We start from the raw sequence: 8636 nt of genomic DNA, 5'->3' as shown, positions 1-8636 counted from the left end.
GGAAGGTGCGAATAAGCAGGTCATTTCTTCCCAAGCTGACTCGCTGATTAAAATTTCGCGGATCTGGGCCGATTTTTTTCCCGCAAACACATCGAATCAGCCTATTTAGGCTATTTTTTCCACCATTTCTGGCGTTATTTCCGGTTTTTACTGAGATCTCTCCCACTGACGTATCATTTGGTCCACCCGAAACAGGTTGGCCAGGGTGAATAACATCGCCAGTTGGTTATCGTTTTTCAGCAGCCCCTTGTATCTGGCTTTCACGAAGCCGAACTGCCGCTTGATGATGCGAAACGGGTGCTCCACCCTGGCACGGATGCTGGCTTTCATGTATTCGATGTTGATGGCCGTTTTGTTCTTGCGCGGATGCTGCTTCAAGGTTTTTACCTTGCCGGGACGCTCGGCGATCAGCCAGTCCACATCCACCTCGGCCAGCTCCTCGCGCTGTGGCGCTCCTTGGTAGCCGGCATCGGCTGAGACAAATTGCTCCTCTCCATGAAGCAGATTACCCAGCTGATTGAGGTCATGCTCGTTGGCCGCGGTGGTGACTAGGCTGTGGGTCAGGCCACTCTTGGCATCGACACCAATGTGGGCCTTCATGCCAAAGTGCCACTGATTGCCTTTCTTGGTCTGATGCATCTCCGGATCGCGTTGCTGCTCTTTGTTCTTGGTAGAGCTGGGTGCCTCAATGATGGTGGCATCCACCAAAGTGCCTTGGGTCATCATGACGCCTGCTTCGGCCAGCCAGCGATTGATGGTCTTGAACAATTGACGGGCCAGTTGATGCTGCTCGAGCAGGTGGCGGAAATTCATGATGGTGGTGCGATCCGGCAGGGCGCTATCCAGGGATAATCGGGCAAACAGGCGCATGGAGGCGATTTCGTACAGGGCATCTTCCATGGCACCGTCGCTCAGGTTGTACCAATGCTGCATGCAGTGAATACGCAGCATGGTCTCCAGCGGATAGGGCCGTCGGCCATTGCCCGCCTTGGGATAAAACGGCTCGATGACAGCGGTCATATTCTGCCATGGCAGAATCTGCTCCATGCGGGAGAGGAAAATCTCTTTTCGGGTCTGACGGCGCTTAGTGCTGAATTCACTATCGGCGAAGGTGAGTTGATGGCTCATGATGTCCCTCTGGGATGCGCTCCGGATGAATATGATGATCTCATATCAGGAACTTGTTCGCACCTTCCATAGCAACCCAGAATATTGATGTCGTAACCGGGCCCAGCTTCTCGGGTTAAAAGATGCTCCTTTGCGCTCCCTGGCAGTATTGCTATCAAGCGTCCTCCCGGTTTCAGGAATCTCATCGCATGTTGAAAATGTGCAATCCAGCGTGAGTCACTAAATGGAGGATTCATCAGAATTCTTTCAAACAAGCCGGTATTTTCAGGCTTGACCAATAGAAAATCATTAAGGGTGACGTTCCAGCGCAGGCCAGTAATTGCAACAGCTGCGGGGTGTATATCAAAACCAGTAACATCCACCCCCTCTGGTAACCCTTTCAGTAGCGCACCAAGACCGATATTCGGTTCCAGCAAACGCATACCTGAAGCCACCATACATTCATCAATTGCTCGTTTCTGGAGTTCTCCGACCGTTGCATAGAACTGGTGCGTATAGCGGTCAGGTATAGAACCATGTAATGCCAGAAGTTTGAATGCTTCAACGGGGCTAAAGTCAAAGTCATATACTTCTCTATATCTTCTGACAGCACCCAATGACTCCCATATGTTCACCAGTTCTTTTTTCTCACTAACAGACTGGTTGTCCCGCAGGATAAAAGTGTGCGGCCCCGGTGACAGGTGTTTGCCCGCGTTCAAATGGTCAGTGGCATATGATATTAAGGAGTTAACAGCAGAGAATGATATCAACTGCGACCGATATTCATTGGTTTTTACAGTTCTTGCGGAGTTATGGCCGGTGGTGTATCGGCGATCGAGAGGAATGCAGCCTGGCATTAAATGGGATAGTACCAGATTGAGATTGTCACAAGTTTCCTCCTCAATCAGGATATGCACATTGCCGTTAATAAACCCCTTCACTTTAAGACTATCGTTATCAATACTTACCCATTCGCCAGGGTTACTCATCATGTACTCTTTGACCGCAGCCGAATTCACATCCTCAGCACCGCTTCGTCCATACATCAGTCCAATAACCTTACGAAGGTCATTAAAATAGTTGAGATAGTCATAGGATCTGCGGTTATCTCTACTTGGTAAGCAGCTGGCTATGATGAGTTTGTTGCTGAAGCCCTGGGCACGGTTAGTCTTATGCAGAGCGGAGAGCTTTTCAAACACACCATGAACCATCTGGGCGAAGTAGTCTTTTTTCTCTTCATTCAATGCGAATGCGGTAGAAAAGATACTTTCTTCGTTGAAGGGTACAGGCTTAAGCTTCTCAAAATTTGATTCTGATGATTTTCGCCATGCCCTTAATCCTTCGTTCCAGTCATCGTATCTTTCGGTGGGCATAAATGGTTTTACGCCGGTCAGATCGAGCAGCTTTTGCCAGTACTTTTCATCGAGAGCACAGCGGGCCCGTTCTATACAGAACAAATTTTCTACAGCCAGCGTATATTTGATGGAATTGTCACAAGAATCACAGAACATGCGCCATGCTTCATCATGCCGGTTCCGCATCACTGCATCATACATGGCCTGCATGTGCTTCAGTGTTGTGTTGTATTCCACCAGCAGATCGCGCATGGCATTTAGTTTTTGAAAGCCGTCATGTTCAATGAGGCCACTTTGACTGTCTACGGGATTAGCATAAAGGCTGAGGACGTCTGATTCATTTTCATCGTTATTCGCTAATACAGCTGTCGGTAGGTTCATCAGATTTCTCCAAATAGAGAAATTATGAGACAGGTATGGCAGGTGACGAAGCAAATCGACGAACTACATAAGCCGGGATATTTGGGGATACCGTGAAGTACATAGCACGGCGGAAGTCCAAAAAAAGAGACCCCAGTAAGGGGTCTTAAATGAGGTATATATAACTATCAGATCACAGAGCCCGAAGCAGACTACTCAACGTCCTGAATTTCAGGAAGCTTCAACCCTTTCGGATAGAAGATTGTATGAACAGTCAGGTCAGCCAGGAACGTAGATTTGATAATTAATTTTATTATAGGGTTAATACTATCCCAAGAATCGGGCGAATTCCAGATAGTGGCATCACAGCTTTCAGGATACTGGTTAACTCCAGGAGCATGGCCAGCCGTGCAGCGCATTGGGTCGGTTGATTCATGCTCGCATTTAGGGCAAATATAGCGCCGCAGCTGGTGTTCACCTAGGTCTTGGTCAAAATCGTGAGGAGTTTCCCAGCAATGAACATCTTCAAGCTCAGGTAGCCTGGACGGAGTGTAAAAAGCCCACGGCACTTCCGTACCTCGCAGTACCTCAAGTGCGTGTATCACCCGCTCAGGCTCGATTTTAAGCACGTCACTGTATGCTTCTATTCGATCACGTAACAGGCTGGCCATTACAGAGATTGTATGGATATCGATACCGGCTGCTTGAGCGTCCCTTTCCAGCTGCTCAATAACGACATCAATACTTGCTGGTGGTGCAGACATAAATAACTGCGTTGCGGCTTCTTGTCGTGACATATACGAAGGTTCCTTCGGTTACCGGTGACAGTAACCGATATTTTCCCCTCGCTACAGCTGGTCACGAATTTTTTCAGCTTGTACATCGGATACCAGAACACAATCACCTGTTGCAGAATTACAAACGTAATATTTTCCGTCCTGATGCTGCTGTAATTTCAGTTTTGTACCCGTAAGTGACACTGTAACGCCACTTGCTTCAAACTGCCCTTTGTTGGTGATGAAAAAGTTGTTTTTTGCGAGGGTTCCGGCTTTCAAATCAACGCCTCTGATCACTTCACCCAGGTCCCATTCGTTCATTACTGAGCGTTGTTTATGGATCAAGGAGCCAAGACAGACAAACACCACGACACTGATTGCAGCAAGACCCATAAGGTTTTTAAACGAATGGTGGGCTTTCAGGTCAAGCGTCTTCGCTTCTACCAGCTGCTCGGACGTTAACTGGACAGCTCGATTGTTACGCGAAGGACGTTTACGTTGGTTAGCAGTCATGGTTCACCTCTGTTTGAAGGAGAGATAATTTTAAACCTGCCAGTATATAAGCGATCTGAATTGGGTGAAGCGAATCATCAATGCTCATGGCCAGTCTACCCTTCTGATTGGTATCTACGGCTTTGCTGCCTCGGTACTGGTATCCATATCTCTTCCTGGCAAGTTCCAGGCCAGCCAGCATGTACTGGACTTGCTGTAACGATAATGAATCAATTTGCAGAGACTTGAGCCTGTTTTTTTGCTGGCACAGACCAAATAACTCCCTCGACTCGAAATCGTCGGGGTAAGAGTGTAGTAACCCATCAACTGAGCAGGCATTCAACTTATCGAATTCACGTTCAATACCCTCGACCGAGAAATGTCGGTCTCGAACGGACTCGACTCTACATTTGCTGAGCTGGCCATCTGGTGTGGCTACAAATATAGTTGCGCCTTCGGTCAGGTCTCCAGTCCAGTTTGTATGATTAGTCATATACGCTCCGTAATGGGCCTACTAAACAATATTATCACGGCTGAATATTTGACGAAGCAGTGCGCGATACGCGCCATGATAATGTTAAATTAGTCGTTTATTTGATAGCACCATTTTTCTCTGAATACTGTTCAAACCAGAAAACAATGGGTTTCTCTACAATGCTTATCTGGCCGAATCTTTCTGCCGTTCTGAAATTCATACTACTCTTCCGTGCCCTTTCAACCTGTAAACTTATTTGTTTGCGGAACATTTCCAGTGAATATGTTGTTTTGAGCAGATTGCAGGGCGCACAGGCTGGGAAAAGATTTTCTAAGCAGTTGGCACTTTCATTAAACACTTCACCGGTAGCCTTAAGCTTAAATTTCCCTCTGGCCGCAGCTTGCATATCCTGGACGGATTTCCTTAGCACAGGTTCTACGTGATCAGCGTGCCAACCTTTTTCTTTCAGTACCTCGCCACAATATGCACATCGACCACCAAATTTAGCCCTCAGTACTATTCTTTGTTTTTTTGACAGAGACATAATAAATTCCTTGTGGAACTAAGAGAATCGGCCATCGTCTATTGATTCAGCGATGTTGACTGCCAGGGCGTTATCGTCCAAGCCTGACAACGTTTCATAGCGAAAGACAGGAATGTGAGTTCTTTTAAAAAGGGCAATAATGAACTCTCCTTCAGGCTGAGCGCTGATAGCATCTTCATTGATCATTGCTAGCACTAGTTCCCCGGTATGCGCATCGGAGAGAACAAAATCGAACACGAATTCATCTGCGTACTGTTGCGCCTGAAGTACGTCAACCGGGGCAACCGGTTCATCTTCGAGCTCCAGCTCTACTAAGTCCCGGGCAAGCACCTGGGGTGCGATAATGTACTGACCATTGAACACCGCACTCAAGCGCACATAAAGATCCATCAGGACTTTTGGCAATATCGAATTTTTTTTGATGAAGTACTCGCTCAACCCATCAAGTGCGGCGTTCTCGTCGGCATCGGCATTAATATCTGCCTGCTGATCATGCTCGTCCAAAGGTTGCTGAGTTTGTTGTTGTTCTCGTTTTGTTCGACTCGCGTAGATAAGTATGAAAGCTGCAAAGCACACAAATGTCAGAAATATTGCGAGAGCGATTATATATTTTAGAGTCATGGGTTCATTCCTATAGTCTGGAGATACTCAGGCTCCTTGAACTTCATATTTTCGGGTATATGCCGCATCACCTTTTTGATGTATGGTTGTTCAATTCTCTTAAGCGTATCTAATTGAGATTGATAATCCTTAGTTCTCAAATCATGCTCAGCACCCAGTTGTCCTAATAACGTCTGAAGTTTCTTTAAGGCTTTGCTGCACTGCACTTCGGCATTATCCAGCTTTTCAATATTTAACCAGGAGAGAATATCGATAACAGGATTTATAGTCAGATCGACAAACAGATCAAGCGTGTCATCTGGTAAATTTGAATCAATAGGTGATTGCCGGGCAGGCATTTCATCTGCTAATCGCTTAAGCGCACCCATAGCTCTCTTTAACGAACTACTCGCAGAGGATGTGTCTATTGCTGAAAGTATGGATATTGCTTTACTGGTAGTAACCATATCCAGAAATTCAGTTGTGGAAGCACTATTACATTCATCCTTTGCTGTTTTTAATAGTTCACGGGCATTTTCTGCAAGTTTGAGTCGTCTGCCTGACTCGTTATATTTTATCTGAGCTTCTTTCCAGCAGTTGACTAGATGCTGATAAATCTCACAATCTGGTGATTTCGAAATTTCTTCCAACGAGGACATAACTACGTATTGAAGAAAGATGCTCCTGCATTTTGGCAGCAGCAGGTTAAGATGCAATTCACATTCGTTCAGCTTTTTTCGCGCCGGTGTCTCTCTGAAGAGACCAATAAATAGCGCCCACAATGAAAACTGACGATCTCTTGTCTCTTTAACCAACTCTTTAACTGCCAGGGCTCGGGCAATGTTAGCATTTTCAACCTGGCGTGATAACTCTTGGAGTTCTGTAGCTGTAATCATCTCTCAGCCCTTTAATGGAAGGTTTTTTCTGGTTGTTTGGCTTCTGCCGCGACACCTTGTTGTTCGTCTGACGGCGTTGTGATGAGTCCTGGGCTTTCACCCCCGAGGGCTTTTATCATTGTGTCCAGAACCTCCATAACAACAGAGGTAAACAAAACGAAATCGGCATCAAATCTTTGGGCGTGATCTTCTGGCGAAATGTCATCGTTCTGTTCAATAAGTTCTTCCGTAAAGGTCAGTCGTGAAAAGATGAAATTGTCATTCAGGATGAAAAACATCTGGTTCATCCAGCCCAGTGCAACCTTTGTCACAAGCTTTCCGGCCTCGATGTGATGAGCGATCTCATCACATATCAAATCCTGGCGTTTTGTTGTAACGACCCCCCCGTTTTCGAGCACATCTTTGAGCGTGGCTTCGTCGCATAAAGCTAGGCCAGGCGGCAGACTTCCTGTTTTGACCCACTCTGTTAACGTCAGTTCTACCGGCGTTTCCAGCGTGAATGGGATAATTGGAAGTGAGCCAATAGTTTTACGTAGCAAAGCTGTTACATCATCTGCTTTTTTATGGCTGGTGGTCTCAACAAGCAGTAGACGTGATTTAGTATCCACCCAAATGTTTGTAGTGCTGTATTTGCTGAAAGCCTTTGGTATGAGCTCAGCGAGCACGGCATCGTTGACGGCCTGGATCTCCATTTTCTTTAGCCTGCGGTTTTGCTCTTTCTCCAGTTTCTGAACCCGGGTTCGCACAATTTCTTTGATGGTCGCGGGAGGAAGTATTTTCGATTCGTGCTTAACAGTCAGAAGAATGAGATTATTCGACTCATGCTTTAACAGCTCGACATCTTCACCCAATGGCGGGATCCATCCTGACCGTGCCATATCATTAGGCCCGCAGGGAGTGTATTTCAACTCACTTAACTGTTCATCCAGCTTGTCTAATTCCAGAGCTTTTTGGATGCGGTAGACTACAAGGCTTTTGGGTTTAAATTGGCTCATCGTGGCCCTCAGCTGTTGCTTGATTAATTTTAATAAGGTCAGAGACACGCTCGCGGATCACGACACACTCCCAGTAAGTTAGAGGCTTAGAGCTCAGCACTTGTTTAAACTGCGCCACGGCAATATCAGGTGCTGTCCGATATTGTTCGGCGATATCCTGACAAAATTTCTCAGTCTCTGGGTTATGCAGCTTTTCAGAACAATGGAAGCGTTTCATGCCGCAGCTCCCTTTTTCGAGTTATCCGCTAATTTGACCGCGAAGATTTCTGAAGCTTTTTTCCCATCCCCGCTGCCTTTAAATATGCTTCTCCGGGCAGTCACACCATGAATAGCGAAGGCTTGATAAAGCTCACGAATATCAGGCGCATCGTGGCATGATGCGATGACATGAACCCCGCGTTCAGGCAGCAACTGGAGCAGTTTGGTAAGCTCAATCTGCATAGCGGGTGTAAAACCGCTGGCATGGTAAGCCGTGAATCTGCCGGGATTAACATATGGTGGGTCGCAATACACCACATCACCCGGGCGGGCCATTGATAGCGTGGTCTGGAAGCTGGCGCAAAGTAAAGTTGCTGAGGACATTTTCTCAGCCATTGCGTATAACTCTGTCTCTGGGAGATAGGGGTTGGCGTAATAACCCCAGGGGACGTTAAAGATGCCTTTCCGGTTGTATCGGCATAGTCCGCGATGGCCAAACCTATTCAGATAGATAAACAGAGCAGCTTGAGTGTCACTTGCACTATCATGATTATTGAACTGGCTTCGCAGCTCATAATAGGCGTCCTCAGAACGCCCGAGACAGTAAAGGCGTTTAAGCTCAGAAAGTACCTTTTCAGGCGACTTAAAAATACTCTGGTATGTATCGATCAGGTCGCTATTAATATCGGCCAAAATGTATTCTGGGTAATTCGTATTCATCATTACAGCGCCTGAACCGCCAAAGGGCTCAATAAGCCGACCACCTTTCGGTAGTACATGCTTAAGACTTGCCATAATGTTGTGTTTGGCTCCTACCCACTTCAGAACGCTTTTCATT

Annotated in this window: 11 protein-coding genes; all 11 read right to left on the bottom strand. The window is 46.6% G+C overall.

The window, feature by feature from the left end:
* Positions 1 to 147: 147 nt before the first annotated feature.
* The 11 genes from OGV71_RS02790 to OGV71_RS02740 all read right to left on the bottom strand — a co-directional run bounded on the left by OGV71_RS02790 (position 148) and on the right by OGV71_RS02740 (position 8635).
* On the bottom strand, positions 148 to 1128 hold the full coding sequence (locus OGV71_RS02790; RefSeq protein ID WP_000019445.1) for an IS5-like element ISKpn26 family transposase: 981 nt from the start codon (positions 1126 to 1128) through the stop codon (positions 148 to 150).
* A complete protein-coding gene (locus OGV71_RS02785) occupies positions 1125 to 2843 on the bottom strand; it encodes a DUF4942 domain-containing protein (RefSeq protein ID WP_229233838.1) in 1719 nt (572 codons plus the stop codon). The genes OGV71_RS02790 and OGV71_RS02785 overlap by 4 nt, the downstream gene beginning before the upstream one ends.
* 191 nt (positions 2844 to 3034) lie before the next feature.
* A complete protein-coding gene (locus OGV71_RS02780; RefSeq protein ID WP_032951326.1) occupies positions 3035 to 3619 on the bottom strand; it encodes a hypothetical protein in 585 nt (194 codons plus the stop codon).
* 51 nt (positions 3620 to 3670) lie between these two features.
* Positions 3671 to 4111, bottom strand: coding sequence for a hypothetical protein (locus OGV71_RS02775; protein WP_223226831.1), 441 nt, complete (start codon positions 4109 to 4111; stop codon positions 3671 to 3673).
* The gene (locus tag OGV71_RS02770; RefSeq protein WP_032951323.1) at positions 4101 to 4583 is read right to left on the bottom strand and encodes a hypothetical protein; all 483 of its coding nucleotides are present in this window, start codon (positions 4581 to 4583) and stop codon (positions 4101 to 4103) included. Before OGV71_RS02770 ends, OGV71_RS02775 begins: the two co-directional genes overlap by 11 nt.
* A gap of 97 nt (positions 4584 to 4680) precedes the next feature.
* Positions 4681 to 5109 (bottom strand): HNH endonuclease, encoded by a 429-nt coding sequence (locus OGV71_RS02765; RefSeq protein WP_032951321.1) that lies wholly within the window; start codon positions 5107 to 5109, stop codon positions 4681 to 4683.
* Positions 5110 to 5127: 18 nt separating this feature from the next.
* Positions 5128 to 5730, bottom strand: coding sequence for a hypothetical protein (locus tag OGV71_RS02760; protein WP_223226832.1), 603 nt, complete (start codon positions 5728 to 5730; stop codon positions 5128 to 5130).
* Entirely contained in the window at positions 5727 to 6605 is an 879-nt protein-coding gene (locus OGV71_RS02755; protein ID WP_009654998.1) for a hypothetical protein, read from the bottom strand. Before OGV71_RS02755 ends, OGV71_RS02760 begins: the two co-directional genes overlap by 4 nt.
* Before the next feature lie 11 nt (positions 6606 to 6616).
* Positions 6617 to 7600 carry a recombination-associated protein RdgC gene (gene rdgC / locus OGV71_RS02750; protein ID WP_007372167.1) on the bottom strand — a complete coding sequence of 328 codons (984 nt, stop codon included), beginning with the start codon at positions 7598 to 7600 and terminating at the stop codon, positions 6617 to 6619.
* Complete coding sequence (locus OGV71_RS02745) at positions 7587 to 7817, bottom strand: hypothetical protein (RefSeq protein ID WP_007372166.1); 231 nt, start codon at positions 7815 to 7817, stop codon at positions 7587 to 7589. The genes rdgC and OGV71_RS02745 overlap by 14 nt, the downstream gene beginning before the upstream one ends.
* Positions 7814 to 8635, bottom strand: a complete 822-nt coding sequence (locus tag OGV71_RS02740) for a DNA adenine methylase (RefSeq protein ID WP_007372165.1) — start codon at positions 8633 to 8635, stop codon at positions 7814 to 7816. Before OGV71_RS02740 ends, OGV71_RS02745 begins: the two co-directional genes overlap by 4 nt.
* Position 8636 lies beyond the last annotated feature (1 nt).

Origin of the sequence: Citrobacter sp. Cf088 (assembly GCF_030334295.1) — a bacterium.
In the GTDB taxonomy this organism is placed as follows: domain Bacteria; phylum Pseudomonadota; class Gammaproteobacteria; order Enterobacterales; family Enterobacteriaceae; genus Citrobacter; species Citrobacter freundii.
Note: the sequence above shows the minus strand (reverse complement) of the source record. Positions and strands in the feature narration are given on the sequence as shown.

Coding starts and splice junctions, on each gene's coding strand:
- OGV71_RS02790 (WP_000019445.1), bottom strand. CDS start 1,128: ATGAGCCATCAACTCACCTTCGCCGATAGTGAATTCAGCACTAAGCGC.
- OGV71_RS02765 (WP_032951321.1), bottom strand. CDS start 5,109: ATGTCTCTGTCAAAAAAACAAAGAATAGTACTGAGGGCTAAATTTGGT.
- OGV71_RS02740 (WP_007372165.1), bottom strand. CDS start 8,635: ATGAAAAGCGTTCTGAAGTGGGTAGGAGCCAAACACAACATTATGGCA.
- OGV71_RS02745 (WP_007372166.1), bottom strand. CDS start 7,817: ATGAAACGCTTCCATTGTTCTGAAAAGCTGCATAACCCAGAGACTGAG.
- OGV71_RS02785 (WP_229233838.1), bottom strand. CDS start 2,843: ATGAACCTACCGACAGCTGTATTAGCGAATAACGATGAAAATGAATCA.
- OGV71_RS02760 (WP_223226832.1), bottom strand. CDS start 5,730: ATGACTCTAAAATATATAATCGCTCTCGCAATATTTCTGACATTTGTG.
- OGV71_RS02780 (WP_032951326.1), bottom strand. CDS start 3,619: ATGTCACGACAAGAAGCCGCAACGCAGTTATTTATGTCTGCACCACCA.
- OGV71_RS02770 (WP_032951323.1), bottom strand. CDS start 4,583: ATGACTAATCATACAAACTGGACTGGAGACCTGACCGAAGGCGCAACT.
- OGV71_RS02775 (WP_223226831.1), bottom strand. CDS start 4,111: ATGACTGCTAACCAACGTAAACGTCCTTCGCGTAACAATCGAGCTGTC.
- rdgC (WP_007372167.1), bottom strand. CDS start 7,600: ATGAGCCAATTTAAACCCAAAAGCCTTGTAGTCTACCGCATCCAAAAA.
- OGV71_RS02755 (WP_009654998.1), bottom strand. CDS start 6,605: ATGATTACAGCTACAGAACTCCAAGAGTTATCACGCCAGGTTGAAAAT.